Annotated in this window: 9 protein-coding genes, 1 tRNA gene and 1 pseudogene; 6 read left to right on the forward strand and 5 right to left on the reverse strand. The window is 45.6% G+C overall.

The window, feature by feature from the left end:
• Nucleotide 1 precedes the first annotated feature (1 nt).
• From secF to queA, 5 genes and pseudogenes are all read right to left on the reverse strand, one after another.
• Nucleotides 2-964: a protein translocase subunit SecF gene (gene secF / locus FME95_RS11380; protein ID WP_147714608.1), complete on the reverse strand. Its 963-nt coding sequence runs from the start codon at nucleotides 962-964 to the stop codon at nucleotides 2-4.
• 23 nt (nucleotides 965-987) lie between these two features.
• Nucleotides 988-2829, reverse strand: coding sequence for a protein translocase subunit SecD (secD, locus tag FME95_RS11385; protein WP_147714609.1), 1842 nt, complete (start codon nucleotides 2827-2829; stop codon nucleotides 988-990).
• 57 nt (nucleotides 2830-2886) lie between these two features.
• Entirely contained in the window at nucleotides 2887-3237 is a 351-nt protein-coding gene (gene yajC, locus FME95_RS11390; protein ID WP_147714610.1) for a preprotein translocase subunit YajC, read from the reverse strand.
• A gap of 90 nt (nucleotides 3238-3327) precedes the next feature.
• On the reverse strand, nucleotides 3328-4446 hold the full coding sequence (tgt, locus tag FME95_RS11395; RefSeq protein WP_222709985.1) for a tRNA guanosine(34) transglycosylase Tgt: 1119 nt from the start codon (nucleotides 4444-4446) through the stop codon (nucleotides 3328-3330).
• Between the two features lie 114 nt (nucleotides 4447-4560).
• A pseudogene (gene queA / locus FME95_RS11400) lies at nucleotides 4561-5586 on the reverse strand (tRNA preQ1(34) S-adenosylmethionine ribosyltransferase-isomerase QueA); the annotation flags it as partial.
• A gap of 173 nt (nucleotides 5587-5759) precedes the next feature.
• Here queA and FME95_RS11405 point away from each other — a divergent pair.
• From FME95_RS11405 to FME95_RS11430, 6 genes are all read left to right on the forward strand, one after another.
• Nucleotides 5760-5846 (forward strand) — tRNA-Leu (locus FME95_RS11405).
• A gap of 183 nt (nucleotides 5847-6029) precedes the next feature.
• Nucleotides 6030-6998, forward strand: a complete 969-nt coding sequence (locus FME95_RS11410) for a restriction endonuclease (RefSeq protein ID WP_222709978.1) — start codon at nucleotides 6030-6032, stop codon at nucleotides 6996-6998.
• Between the two features lie 118 nt (nucleotides 6999-7116).
• Entirely contained in the window at nucleotides 7117-9882 is a 2766-nt protein-coding gene (locus FME95_RS11415; protein WP_147714612.1) for a class I SAM-dependent DNA methyltransferase, read from the forward strand.
• Entirely contained in the window at nucleotides 9879-10880 is a 1002-nt protein-coding gene (locus tag FME95_RS11420; protein WP_147714613.1) for a virulence RhuM family protein, read from the forward strand. Before FME95_RS11415 ends, FME95_RS11420 begins: the two co-directional genes overlap by 4 nt.
• Entirely contained in the window at nucleotides 10870-12933 is a 2064-nt protein-coding gene (locus tag FME95_RS11425) for a DEAD/DEAH box helicase (RefSeq protein ID WP_147714614.1), read from the forward strand. Before FME95_RS11420 ends, FME95_RS11425 begins: the two co-directional genes overlap by 11 nt.
• The gene (locus FME95_RS11430) at nucleotides 12926-14152 is read left to right on the forward strand and encodes a GIY-YIG nuclease family protein (protein WP_147714615.1); all 1227 of its coding nucleotides are present in this window, start codon (nucleotides 12926-12928) and stop codon (nucleotides 14150-14152) included. Before FME95_RS11425 ends, FME95_RS11430 begins: the two co-directional genes overlap by 8 nt.
• The last annotated feature ends 175 nt before the right edge of the window (nucleotides 14153-14327 follow it).

A 14327-nucleotide genomic window follows, 5' to 3' on the forward strand; every position in this document is an offset into this window, starting at 1 on the left:
GTTAGTTTTTCTCGCTATCTAGGTCGCCGTCTTCGTCTTTTAACCAAGCAGGCACTTCGTCCTGATCAACTTGGTCACGCTCTTTCGGCATTAAATCTTCTTTGCTTATTTTCATCAGCATCAGAATATTAGCAGCCACGTAGATTGAAGAGAAGGTACCGATACCGACGCCAACGATAAGCGCTACGGAAAAACCAAAGATCATTTCACCACCAAAAATTAATAGCGCAACCAGCACCAATAGGGTGGTGATCGAGGTAATTAATGTTCGGCCCAAGGTTTGAGTCAGCGAGATGTTAATTAGATAGGTGGTGTCGTCGCGGCGAATCTGTTTAAAGCTTTCGCGAATACGGTCAGAAACCACAATGGTATCGTTTAACGAATAACCGATCACAGCCAATACAGCGGCCAACACAGTGAGGTCGAACTCAATGTGAGTGATCGAGAAAAAGCCAAGCACAATGATCACGTCGTGGATCAATGCGGCAACCGCGCCAATGGCAAATTTTAATTGGAAGCGGAAAGCGATGTAGACCATCACCAAAGCTAATGCGACCAGCATACCGATGCCGCCCTGATTCGCCAGTTCTTCACCGACTTGTGGGCCAACGTATTCGTTACGGCGTAAGCTGGCGTCGCTGCGAACCTCTTGCATGCTGCTTAAGATCTGGTTGCCAAGCTCTGGGTTATTGTCTTCTTGTAGTCGAATCAAAATGTCGGTGTTGTTGCCAAAATACTGTACAACAGCGTTGCCGTAGCCTTGTTCGGTAAGAACATCGCGAACCTGTTCGACTTCAATAGCTTGCTCAAAACCCAATTCAATCTGAGCACCGCCGGTAAAGTCCAAACCAAAGTTCAGACCGCGCGTCGCCAATGAAACAACCGCGACAATCAACAGCACCAGCGAAAACGCCATGGCTAGATTTCGCTTACCCATAAAGTCGATGACTTTTCTTTCAGACATGTTTATCTCCTTAAATGGGCCAGTTAAATAGGCAGTTTTTTCACTGCGCGACCGCCGTAGACTAAGTTAGTCAAGGCACGGGTCAACACAATGGCGGTGAACATGGATGTCAGGATACCGACCGATAATGTCACGGCGAAACCTTTCACCGAACCAGTACCAATGGCGTACAGAATAACGGCCACAATAAAGGTGGTGATGTTGGCATCCATAATGGTGTAAAAGGCACGGCCGTAACCGGCGTCGATCGCGCTTTGAACTGGCTTGCCAGCTGCCAGCTCCTCTTTAATTCGCGAGAAGATCAGCACGTTAGCATCGACCGCCATACCGACGGTTAATACCATACCGGCAATACCAGGCAGGGTGAGCGTTGCGCCTAAAATAGACATCACGGCGATCATCAAAACAAGGTTTGCTGTTAATGCCGCACTGGCGAATAGGCCAAAGACTTTGTAGTAAATCACCATAAACAGGATCACTAAGGCAAAACCGATAGCGACACTATTGATGCCTTTGCTGATGTTTTCTGCACCCATGCTTGGGCCAACGGTACGTTCTTCAACAAAGGTCATTGGTGCAGCCAGAGCTCCAGAGCGTAGCAATAACGCCAGCTCAGAGGCTTCTTCGGCACTGTCTAGACCGGTGGTTTGGAAGTTAGATGAGAACACGCCCTGAATCGTTGCTAAAGAAATCACTTCTTTAACTTCGTAGTTGCGGTACTGCGGTACTTGCTCGCCGTTCTCTTCAACATAGCCGGTTAGCTCCGATTTTTGTTCAATAAACAGAACTGCCATCGGTTGCTGTAGGTTGTTTTTCGTGGTTTCGCCCATGCGAGCACCGCCAGCGCTGTCGAGTGTTACCGAAACCGCCGGACGGCCAGCTTCATCGAACGTGGTCGACGCGTTGGTGACGTTATCGCCGGTGACAATAATGTCGTTGCTGAGCATCACGGTGCGGTTACTATCACGGAATGGGAACAACTCGCCGGTGCCGTCTTGCGACTGCAAGCGGTATTCTAAGTTAGCGGATTTACCCAAAATACGTTTGGCGGACACGGTATCCTGTACACCTGGCAGTTCAACCACAATGCGGTTGCGGCCTTGGCGTTGAACCAAAGGCTCAGCAACACCGATTTCGTTAACTCGGTTGCTTAGCGTGGTTTGGTTCTGCTTGATGGCGTAGTCTTCCATCGCGGTAATGGCTTCGTCGGTTAGCGTCAGTTCCAGCGCAGGTAAGTTACGTGCGGTGGTATTGGCTATGGCAAAGTCGGTGATATTGCGTTTAATCCAACGCTCGGCGTCATCGCGATAGTCTTCGTTCGCTAGAATCACCTGAATGCTGTCATCACCGGTCACATTAACGGCGCGGTAACGAATTTTCTCGTCACGCAGATTACGTTTAATGTCGGCTTCAAAGCTGTCTAAACGCGAGGCGATGTATCTGTCCATGTCCACTTCCATTAAGAAGTGCACACCACCAGAAAGGTCTAGCCCCAACGCCATTGGCTTACCGCCTAATGCCAACAGCCATTGTGGCGTGGTTGGCGCAAGGTTAAGCGCAATGATGTAATCCGAACCTAAGCCAGCTTGCAGTGCAGCTTTGGCTTTTAATTGGTCAGATGAGCTGTATAGGCGAATCAACAACGACTGTTCGTTGACCTCGGCACCAAAATATTGAATTTCAGCGTCGGTTAAAATTTGTTCGGCTTTATTGAGTGTAACGTCGTTAACAATGAATCCGGCTTGAGTCGCTCGGATTTGTACCGCTGAGTCGTTTGGGTAAAGGTTAGGCAGGCTGTAATAAACGCCAATAATTAAAACAGCAACGACCAGTAGGTATTTCCACAGAGGGTATTTATTTAACATGGTGAATCCCTGGTTTAAAAACGAAAACACCCAGCCGAAACTGGGTGCTTATGAGGATTAGATCGCTTTGATCGTTCCTTTTGGCAGAGCCGCCGCAATGGCACTTTTTTGGAAGCTCAATACGGTGTTTTCGGCCACTTCCACTTGGATGTAGTCGTCAGTTACTTTCATCACTTTACCAGCGATACCAGCATTGGTTAAAACTTCATCACCTTTGCTTAGCTCGGCAATTAGGTTTTTGTGGGCTTTTGCGCGCTTAGACTGTGGACGCCATACCATCAACCAAAAGATCAGGAAGAATGCAGCTAGCATAATAGGTAGCTGTAATGGTGAAGGAGCTGGGCCAGCTGGTGCAGCAAGAACAGCAGCAGGGGCAGTAGCAAGCGCAAGCGCGATTAGGTTTTTCATGTTTTACTCCAAGGTCGTTTTATTGTTAATCGTTTTAATTCGACTGTTCGCTGTCCAAAGGGTTGCCAATGGTCAAAACAAGTCAGTTGTTTATGGTGCCAGTGGCGGCGTTTGCAAGCCTCGCAGGCTATAAAACTCATCGACATATTGGTCTAATCGATTGTCTTCAATCGCCGCTCGTAAATCAGCCATCAGGCGCTGATAGTAACGCAAATTATGAATCGTATTGAGTTGCGCGCCGAGCATTTCACCACATTTATCTAAATGATACAGGTAGGCTTTACTAAAGTTTTTACAGGTATAGCAATCGCACTGTGGATCAAGTGGCCCAGTATCGTGGCGATGCTTGGCGTTGCGGATTTTTACCACACCATCGGTAACAAACAGATGGCCATTTCGCGCATTACGGGTTGGCATGACACAGTCGAACATATCGACACCGCGACGCACACCTTCAACCAAATCTTCAGGCTTACCAACGCCCATTAAATAGCGCGGCTTATCTTCTGGCATCATCGCTGGTAAATAGTCGAGCACCTGCATCATTTCGTCTTTCGGTTCACCTACACTCAAACCGCCAATGGCGTAGCCGTCGAAGTCGATCTCGGTTAAACCCTGCAAGCTGGTTTGGCGTAAGTTTTGGTACATGCCACCCTGAATAATACCGAACAGCGCCGAAGGGCTGTCGCCGTGCGCATCTTTAGAACGCTTCGCCCAACGCAACGAAAGCTCCATCGACTTTTTAGCTTCTGCTTCGGTCGCCGGGTAAGGCGTGCATTCATCAAAAATCATCACGATATCGGAACCGAGCGCGCGCTGAACTTCCATGCTGCTTTCTGGCGTCATGTGTACTTTAGAGCCGTTCACCGGCGACTGAAACGTCACGCCGTCTTCGGTAATTTTGCGCAGCTTACCTAACGAAAATACTTGGAAGCCGCCGGAGTCGGTCAAGATCGGCTTATGCCACTGAGCAAAGTCGTGTAAGTCGCCGTGTGCGCTGATCACCTCAGTACCGGGACGCAACATTAAATGAAAGGTGTTACCTAGAATGATGTCGGCACCAATCTCTTCGACTTCTTTTGGCGTCATACCTTTTACCGTGCCGTAAGTGCCCACAGGCATAAAGGCTGGCGTTTGTACTTCGCCACGCGGAAATTTCAGCGTGCCGCGGCGGGCTTTGCCGTCGGTATTATGAAGGGTGAATTCCATGAAACAGGAGCGGCTCATTTAAAGTTCCTTACTCTGGGCGCTGGCCGCAGAATCGTCGTTGAGGTTAAAAGAGGGCGATTGCTCTGCAAGGGTTTCTGCAAAAGCTTCAGTAAACGGCTGTGGCGTTACAAACATGGCATCGCCATAACTGAAAAATCGGTATTGTTCGGTAATGGCTTCATTGTAGGCATTCAAAACGTTGCCTTGGCCAGCAAAGGCGCTGACCAGCATGATCAATGTCGATTTCGGCAAATGGAAGTTGGTCAACATCGCATCGACTGTTTTAAAGCGATAACCCGGGTAAATAAAAATTTGCGTATCGCCGCTAAAGGCTTCAATTTCACCGTTGGCCGAAGCACTTTCTAACGAACGTACGCTGGTGGTACCAATGGCGATAACGCGTTTACCGGCCGCCTTGGTGGCTTTGATTTTTTCGACAACCTCAGCGCTCACCTCAACCCATTCGGCGTGCATAACGTGTTCTTCAATGCTATCGGCTTTAACCGGCGCAAAAGTACCGGCGCCAACATGCAAGGTAACAAAGGCAGTATTCACACCCTTATCGGCTAGGCGTTGCAGCAAGGCATCGTCAAAATGCAAACCGGCTGTCGGTGCAGCAACGGCACCTTTCTTTTGCGCGTAGACTGTTTGGTAGCGCTCGCGGTCTTCATCATCATCTTCGCGCTCTAAATAGGGCGGCAACGGCATGTGACCATGTTGCTCTAACAGCTCGACCAACGGCTGCTCATTTAAGCAACGAATAGCAAATAGGTTTTCAGAACGGCCAGTCACTTCCAGCTCAATACCGCCTTCCATGGTTAGTAAGGTACCGGGCTTGGCGCTTTTATTCGCGCGGATGTGCGCCAACGCAGTATTGGGCGAAGTAATGCGCTCTACTAACACCTCTACTTTGCCGCCACTGGTTTTTTGGCCAAACAAACGCGCAGGGATCACCCGCGTATCGTTAAACACCATTAAATCGCCCGGTTCAATCAGGCTTTCTATATCGGCAAAGTTTAGATGCTGGGTTTGGCCCGACTGGCCATTAAGGTGCAATAAGCGGCTACCCGTCCGTTCTTTGGTGGGGTGGCGTGCAATTAGAGCATCGGGTAACTGAAAATCGAAATCGTCAACGTGCATTATGGTGGTGAGCAATGGCTTCTCGTTAAAAAGGCCGCACATTCTACCTGAAAGCTGTGGGTGACTCTATAAAATGACCACCAAAGCAACCGGGAAAATAATACAAAATCATCAAGCAGAGCGCTCTAAGTGCTTGACAGCAAAGAATAAAACCCTAGAATAGCGCGCTCAAAGCCAGAGTGGTGAAATTGGTAGACACAGGGGATTCAAAATCCCCCGCCTTCACGGGTGTGCCGGTTCGAGTCCGGCCTCTGGTACCAAATTCCAAAAAGCCCCGAGAGAAGCGATTCCTCGGGGCTTTTTTGTGCCTGTTGGTTTTATAAAAAGCACAAGAGCATAGAAAGCAAATAGAGTATAAAGAGCTGGCACCTCGATTATCGCGCTGGGTTATAATTAGCGCCCGCAGCCTTGATCTGCTCAGTGGCCGCATGTAATAGTTCAAAATGCGAAGCACGCCAACCCTCGGTAAAGGAACGACAACAGGAATGATTCCAAGCTATCAAGATTGTATGCGACCCTTTTTAGAAGTTGCTCATCAAGCCAACGGTACAGAAGTTAAATTACGCGATGTCGTAAACCAGCTAGCCGACAAATTCGGTTTAACAGAAGCCGAACGGCAACAAGCGTTACCCAGTGGCAAGCAGCCTATTTTTGACAACCGTGTTGGTTGGGCAAAAACTTACCTAACCAAAGCAGGCTTATTAGAAAGTACGCGGCGAGCACATTTTTTAATCACCGCGCGCGGCATTACAGCATTGCAGGACACCAGCACCAAAATAGATAATGATTATCTCAAGCAGTTTGATGAGTTTATTTCCTTCACACAAAAAACAAACGATGCCAACACGCAAAGCATTGCAGAGCAAATCGATACTGAATCAGAAAAAGACATCACACCAGACGAAGCATTACGAGCGGCTTATAAAAAGATTAACGATGCTCTAGCGCAAGACATTCTCGACAGAACCCGCAAAGTTACGCCAGCCTTTTTTGAAGACCTACTCATAGAATTACTCGTCGCTATGGGTTACGGCGGCACGGGCGAAGGCGCAGCGCACGCACTCGGAAAAACGGGCGACAACGGCGTGGATGGTGTAATCGACCAAGACCCGCTCGGCGTTGACCAAATCTACATTCAAGCCAAGCGTTATGCCCAAGGCAACAACGTTAGCGCAGGAGATATACGCGACTTTTTTGGCGCGCTTAATCTTAAAAAAGCCCACAAAGGCATTTTTATCACCACCTCAGATTTCACCTCGTCAGCCATCGAGACCGCACAAAATTTAGGTACCCGCATTGTGCTTATCAACGGCACCGAACTGGCCAAGCTCATGTTGCGCTACAACATTGGTAGCCGAGACGAGCAGGTATTACACCTGAAAAAAATAGATGAAGAGTTTTTTGAACAATGATAGTTGCTTAGGCTTTTCTTTTTATACGACGTTCTTATAGCTAGAATAAGCCGTTAAAGTTTTATTAGACGATCCACTCGATTAACAACAGTTAGAGCATGTAAGCAGGCATATATAAGTGAACGCCGTAGAAATAGAAGAAGCCATCTCGTTACTCGCTGAGCAAGACTTTGACTCGCAGAATTTTCCTTATGCCTTTTTAGAGGCATTCGGTAATAAGCCCACTACCATTAAGCGTCTAAAAAGCGGTAATACCAATTCTTCAGATATCGAAGGCGGTGTCTTACAGCGTAACAATATTCACATTGCGGTGTGTAACGAAGGCGCCGTATCTGAAACGCTAACTCGCTTGAAAGAAAGCCCTGCAACAGCCAAGGGCAAAGCGAAATTTGTTGTCGCTACAGATGGCATAGACTTTGAGGCTGAAGACTTAACCTCTGACGATCCTCCAGTGATTTGTCGCTTCAAGGAGTTCCCCAATCACTTTGGTTTCTTTTTGCCTTTGGCGGGTATTTCTACTGTTAAGCAAATCCGTGAAAGTTCATTCGATATTAAAGCGACGGGCCGTCTTAACAGGCTTTATATCGAGCTGCTTAAAGATAACCCCGAATGGGGCACAGAAGAACGCCGCCATGATATGAACCACTTTATGGCACGTTTGATCTTCTGTTTCTTTGCTGAAGATACCGACATTTTCAAGGGCGAAGGCTTGTTTACCCAAACCATAGAACAGATGAGTGATCGGGACTCTTCCAATACGCACAAAATCATGAGCGAAGCCTTTCGTGCAATGGATACTGCTATAAAAAACAGAGCGGCAGCAAACTTACCACGTTGGGCAGATACCTTCCCTTATGTAAATGGAGGCCTGTTTTCTGGCAATACTGAAGTGCCGCGTTTCAGTAAAATTGCACGTTCTTATTTACTGAATATTGGGCATTTGGATTGGACTAAAATTAACCCCGATATTTTTGGCTCCATGATCCAAGCGGTAACCGATGAAGAAGAGCGTGGCGCGTTAGGCCTGCATTACACCTCTGTGCCCAATATCCTGAAAGTATTAAACCCGCTATTTTTAGATGACCTTCGAGTCAAACTTAAAGAAGCCGGAGACAGCCCTCAAAAACTGCTCAACCTGCGCAAGCGCATGGCAAAAATCCGAGTGTTCGACCCTGCCTGTGGTTCAGGCAACTTCCTTGTTATTTCCTACAAAGAAATGCGCGCAATTGAAGCTGAGATTAACCAACGCAGAGGTGAAATCGGCCGAAAATCCGATATCCCTTTGACCAATTTTAGAGGCATTGAGTTAAGAGACTTCCCAGCAGAAATAGCTCGTCTCGCACTGATTATTGCTGAATATCAATGCGATGTAATTTATCGCGGCCAGAAAGAAGCATTGGCCGAATTTTTACCGCTTGACGCAATGAATTGGATTATTTGTGGGAATGCGCTTCGATTGGATTGGTTGAGTGTCTGCCCGCCTACAGGTGTAGACGTAAAGTTAAGATCTGATGACTTGTTAACGCCAGCCACGGATCAGGCTGAAATCGATTTTGTAAACGAAGGTGGTGAAACATACATATGTGGAAACCCCCCTTTTACAGGGGCAAGGGAACAATCCAAAGATCAAAAATCTGATATTCGTCATGCAATGAAAAAATTCTCTGGCGTTAATAGTCTGGACTATGTGTGCGCTTGGATATGGAAGGCTGTTCAGTACGGTGAAATAGTATCTTCATCATCGGCGTTCGTATCAACAAGCTCTCTATGTCAGGGGCAGTCAATATCACTTTTCTGGGAAACAGCCTTAGAGAGAGGTGAGATTTTTTTTGCCCATAGGCCTTTTAAGTGGCAAAACAATGCTCAGAATAATGCCGCTGTTTTTTGTGTGATTGTGGGGATTTCAGATTCTCACTCAGGTAGCAAATTCATCTTTGATGGCGAGGTTGTGAGCAAAGTCCACAATATATCTCCTTACTTGACAAACAATGAAGACGTTTTTGTACATAAGCTAAACAAGCCGTTAGATAAGAGGCCAGAATTGGTTTCAGGAAATCAGGCAATCGACGGTGGACACCTAATTTTAAAGAAGGAAGCGGCACAACAGCTTGTACGAACTAGCCCTGATGCAGAAAAGTATTTACGGCCACTATATGGAGCTGATGATTTTGTAAAAAGTTCACCTCGTTATTGCGTTTGGCTTAAAGACAATCAAGTAGATTCAGCTAGACAAATCCCTGAAATTAACGACATGATTGAAAAAGTAAGGGAATACCGTATAGGTGGTGGTGAAGTCGCAAGGAGTCTTGTAGATATACCATATAGATTCAGATATGTTCACGAGGCTAAAGAAAAGATGGTGGTTGTTCCTAGAACAACTACAGAGCGTCGAGAATACCTTCCTATAGGAATCATATTAACGCCAGCTATTGTTACTGATGCTATTCAGGTTTTATATGATGCGGACTGGTTTATTGTCTCAATACTTTCTTCAAGGTTACATATGGCATGGATCAAAGCGGTTGCTGGGCGTTTGAAGGCCGACCCTCGCTACTCAAACACCTTGGTATATAACAATTTTCCTATACCTAAACTTACCGAAAAGAATAAAGTAGATTTGACCAAATGCGCAGAAGACATTCTTCTTGCTCGCGAAGCGCATTTCCCTGCCACCATTGCCGACCTCTACGACCCTGAAAAAATGCCAGAAAATTTGCGTAGAGCACACGAGCGTAATGACGAAGTATTAGAACGCATATACATTGGGCGCAAGTTTAAAAATGACACGGAACGCCTTGAAAAGCTGTTTGACCTCTACACCAAGATGACAGGTTCAAGGCCGAATATAAAAATGACCACAAGCAAGCAAGGAAGCGATGCATGAATGATATTATTTTATACACCAGCGAGGATGGTAAAACCCGATTAGATTTACGAATAGAAGGCGAAACGATTTGGCTCACTCAGTTAGAAATTGCCGAACTGTTTCAAACTACCAAGCAGAATGTCTCCCTTCATGCTAAGAATATTTTGGATGAAGGTGAGCTGCTTGTCGATTCAGTTGTCAAGGATTCCTTGACAACTGCCAGTGATGGCAAGAATTACCGTACTAAGCTGTACAATCTCGACCTTATTTTGGCCATTGGCTATCGCATTCGCTCGCCAAGGGGCACCCAGTTTCGCCAATGGGCCACAACACATTTAAAAGAGTATTTGCTAAAAGGCTTTGTTATGGATGACGAACGCCTAAAAGAACCCAGTGGCTGGGATTACTTTGATGAGCTGCTAGCGCGTATACGTGATATACGTGCCTCAGAAAAACGTTTTTATCAAAAAGTACGAGACTTGTTTGCTTTAAGTTCGGACTATCAGCAACGCGAACAAGATACTCAACTGTTCTTTGCTCAAGCGCAAAACAAATTACTTTTTGCGGTAACAGAGCATACCGCTGCGGAATTGGTGGTGGCGCGTGCCGATGCTAACGAACCCAATATGGCGCTAACCGCTTGGAAAGGCTCACGTGTTCGTAAGCATGATGTCACCATTGCCAAAAATTATTTAAGCCGCGACGAGATCGATACCCTTAATCGCCTTGTAGTTATTTTCTTGGAACAAGCAGAGTTGCGAGTTAAAAATCGCCAAGATCTAACGCTTTCTTTTTGGCAAGACAACCTTGACAGCATGTTGGCATTTAGCGACCAACCCATTTTGCAGGGGGCGGGAAACCTCAGTACCGATGCAATGAAAGAGATAGTACACGATCGGTATGACAGCTTTGATCAAAAGCGGAAGCAAGAAGAAGCGCTGCAAGCTGACGCTGAAGAGATGCAAGCGCTAGAAGCACTGGAGAAACAACTAACAGGAAAAGTAGATGACAAATAAGCCAATCCCATCCGTTGCAGTACCTTCTGTATCAGTCAACTACGCCAGTAATGGCAGCTCTAAAAAAGCGAATGAGCTGGGTATGCGTGTTATGCAAGAACGCGCTTACGAAATGCGCGGTGAGCAATATCTGCTAATTAAATCGCCACCCGCTTCCGGTAAGAGTCGTGCGTTGATGTTTATTGCTTTGGATAAACTGAATAATCAAGGCGTTAAAAAAGCCATCGTGGTTGTACCTGAAAAATCCATTGGCTCAAGCTTTAACAATGAAGCACTTTCAAAATATGGTTTTTACTGGGATTGGGAAGTTGCACCTAAATGGAACCTCTGTAATGCGCCCGGCGAAGATGGCGGCAAGGTAAACTCAGTAAAGGCATTTCTCGATAGTGATGATCAGGTGCTTGTTTGCACGCATGCCACCTTCCGTTTTGCCGTAGACCGCTTTGGTGTTGCAGCCTTTGATAACTGTTTAATAGCGGTTGATGAATTTCACCATGTGAGTGCTAACCCAGATAATAAGCTGGGTGCGCATCTTGGTGAGTTTATTACGCGAGATAAAGTTCATATTATAGCCATGACAGGTTCGTACTTTCGTGGTGACTCTGAAGCGGTTCTTTCACCTGAAGATGAAGCTAATTTTAAGACAGTAACTTACACCTATTACGAGCAACTCAACGGCTACGAATATCTAAAAGCATTGGATATTGGCTATTACTTTTATTCAAGCGGCGATTACACCTCAGAAATAAAAAAAGTACTCAATTCTTCAGAAAAAACAATTATCCATATTCCGAATGTGAACTCTCGTGAAAGCCAAAAAGACAAATATGCAGAAGTAGAAAAAATATTTTCTGTACTAGGCACTTGGGAAGGCTCAGATGAAGATACCGGCTTTCAACTAATTAGAACGAGCGAAGGTAAGCTGATTAAAGTTGCTGACTTGGTTGATGACGACCAAAAGCGCGACAAGGTCTCAGCAGCGCTTAGGCGACCAGAGGCAAAAGCAGACCGAGATTTTGTCGATGTAATTATCGCTCTCGGTATGGCGAAAGAAGGCTTCGACTGGGTGTGGTGTGAACATGCATTGACGGTTGGTTATCGCTCTAGCCTGACTGAAATAATCCAAATTGTTGGTCGTGCAACCCGTGATGCAGAGGGAAAAACGCGTGCTCGCTTCACTAACCTGATCGCCGAGCCTGACGCATCAGAAGATGCGGTTGTGGATGCAGTAAACGATACCCTTAAGGCAATTGCCGCCAGTCTTCTTATGGAACAGGTGCTTACGCCTAAATTTGATTTCAAACCAAAAACACCAACCAGCGGTCCACAAGAAGGCTTTGATTATGGTGAAGAAGGTTATAACCCTAATGGGAACAATGTTGGTTTCAATGAAGCAACAGGCCAATTCCAAATTGAGATTAATGGCTTGGTAGAGCCGAAAAGCGATAGTGCAAAACGTATTTGTCAGGAAGATTTGAATGAGGTGATTACTGCATTTGTTCAAGATAAAGCCGCACTGGAGCGAGGCCTGTTCGATGAAGAAGTTGTGCCAGAGGAACTCACTCAACTTAAGATGGGGAAAATAGTTAAAGATAAATACCCAGAGCTAGATAATGAAGACCAAGAAGCGGTACGCCAGCATGCAATAGCGGCTTTAAATATTACGCAACAAGCAAAAGACATCGCAAACGATAGTTCTAGCTTAGAGAGTTCTTCAAGTACGGCATTTGTTGATGGTGTTCGAAAGTTCGCTATGGATGTGCGAGAACTGGATATTGATTTGATCGACCGAATTAACCCATTTAGTGAAGCCTATTCGATTTTGGCTAAAACGATGAATGAAGCAAGCCTAAAACAGATAAAGGCAATTATTAGTTCTAAAAAAATTAAGCTTACTGAAGAAGAAGCACGTGATCTTGCGGGGCGCGCTATTCAGTTTAAACGGGAGCGAGGGCGCTTACCGGATATCACAGCAGCAGACCCTTGGGAACGTCGGTTGGCTGAAGGCATAGCCTTCCTTCAACGTAAAGTCATGGAGCAAAATAATGGCTGATGGTAAGCAAACAAAAACAAATGAAGAGTTGTTGGCGGAACTTGGCGTAGAAGTTAAGCAAGAAAAGAAAGCTGCCAGAACACCAAAAGAAGAGCGCATCATTGCAGGCTTTGAGGAAATTCAGCGATTTGTAGAAGAGCATGGCCGTATACCTCAGCATGGTGAAAATAAAGATATATTCGAGCGCTTGTATGCCACAAGACTGGACCAGATTCGGAACCAAGAGGAGTGTCGAGCTCTTGTTGAAGATATAGATCATCAAGGCCTTTTGGCTGGTGGCTTACAAGTGACTGAACCTCCCGCTGAATACAATACAGATGAAGAGTTATTAGCAGAGTTGGGTATTGAAACGCCTAAAGAAGGTGATATCACTTACCTAAAACATGTTAAGTCCCATGACCAAAAACAAGCAGATAAAAAAGCGGCAGAAGAGATAGCTAACCGAGCGCCGTGTGAAGACTTCGATAAATTTAAATCGTTATTCGATAAGGTTCAAAGCGATTTAAAGCATGGACTTGTAGAAGCTAAATTGCTCAAAGATCAAAAAGACCGCGATTACATGGCCAAAATCGAACAAGGCGATTGGTTTATTGTAAATGGGCAAAAGGCCTATGTTGCCGAGTTTAGTAAAGAACGCAATCACGGCTTTGATAAGAATGACTATAGACTTCGAGTGATTTACGACAATCGCACGGAAAGTGATTTGCTATTGCGCTCACTTCAAAAAGCCCTTTATGAGGATGAGGCTGGCCGAAGAATTGTTTCTCTTTCGGCAGGCCCACTATTTGATGACACAATCGAAGAAGATGATTTGGCTAGCGGAACTATTTATGTCTTGCGCAGTAAGTCCGAGCATCAAGTGGTCAGCCAAAACCGAGATGTTATTCATAAGATTGGTGTTACAGGTGGCAAAGTTGAAAAGAGAATTGCTAATGCCAAGATTGATCCGACTTTCCTGATGGCAGAGGTAGAAGTTGTGGCTACCTATAAGCTATCTAACATTAATCGAACCAAGTTAGAGAATTTGCTGCATAAGTTCTTTGTGGGGAGTCAACTCAATATAGAAGTTCCTGATCGTTTCGGAAACATGGTCAAACCAAAAGAGTGGTTTTTAGCGCCGCTATTTGTGATTGATGAAGTTGTTGAGAAGATCAAAGATGGCTCGATTACAAATTTTGGGTATGACCATAAATTGGCAAAGTTAGTGAGGCTTAACTAATTAAAAATAAAACCAACAAATGGTTATTATTCACCATTTGTTGGTTTTATAAGCGCCTGTGATCGTCAAACCCAAACCGATCTAACTCGGTTCAAACAGCCTAAAACCTAACGCGCTATTTTTTGTGACAATAGATCCCTTCAATCTCCTAGAAAAACCACCAAAAAAAGCAATT

Source organism: Reinekea thalattae (assembly GCF_008041945.1).
GTDB lineage: Bacteria > Pseudomonadota > Gammaproteobacteria > Pseudomonadales > Natronospirillaceae > Reinekea > Reinekea thalattae.

What these genes read in the sequence shown, in the direction of transcription:
- FME95_RS11420 (WP_147714613.1), top strand. Translation starts at nt 9,879, where the DNA reads ATGAATGATATTATTTTATACACCAGCGAGGATGGTAAAACCCGATTA.
- FME95_RS11430 (WP_147714615.1), top strand. Translation starts at nt 12,926, where the DNA reads ATGGCTGATGGTAAGCAAACAAAAACAAATGAAGAGTTGTTGGCGGAA.
- secD (WP_147714609.1), bottom strand. Translation starts at nt 2,829, where the DNA reads ATGTTAAATAAATACCCTCTGTGGAAATACCTACTGGTCGTTGCTGTT.
- yajC (WP_147714610.1), bottom strand. Translation starts at nt 3,237, where the DNA reads ATGAAAAACCTAATCGCGCTTGCGCTTGCTACTGCCCCTGCTGCTGTT.
- FME95_RS11425 (WP_147714614.1), top strand. Translation starts at nt 10,870, where the DNA reads ATGACAAATAAGCCAATCCCATCCGTTGCAGTACCTTCTGTATCAGTC.
- FME95_RS11410 (WP_222709978.1), top strand. Translation starts at nt 6,030, where the DNA reads ATGCGAAGCACGCCAACCCTCGGTAAAGGAACGACAACAGGAATGATT.
- tgt (WP_222709985.1), bottom strand. Translation starts at nt 4,446, where the DNA reads ATGGAATTCACCCTTCATAATACCGACGGCAAAGCCCGCCGCGGCACG.
- secF (WP_147714608.1), bottom strand. Translation starts at nt 964, where the DNA reads ATGTCTGAAAGAAAAGTCATCGACTTTATGGGTAAGCGAAATCTAGCC.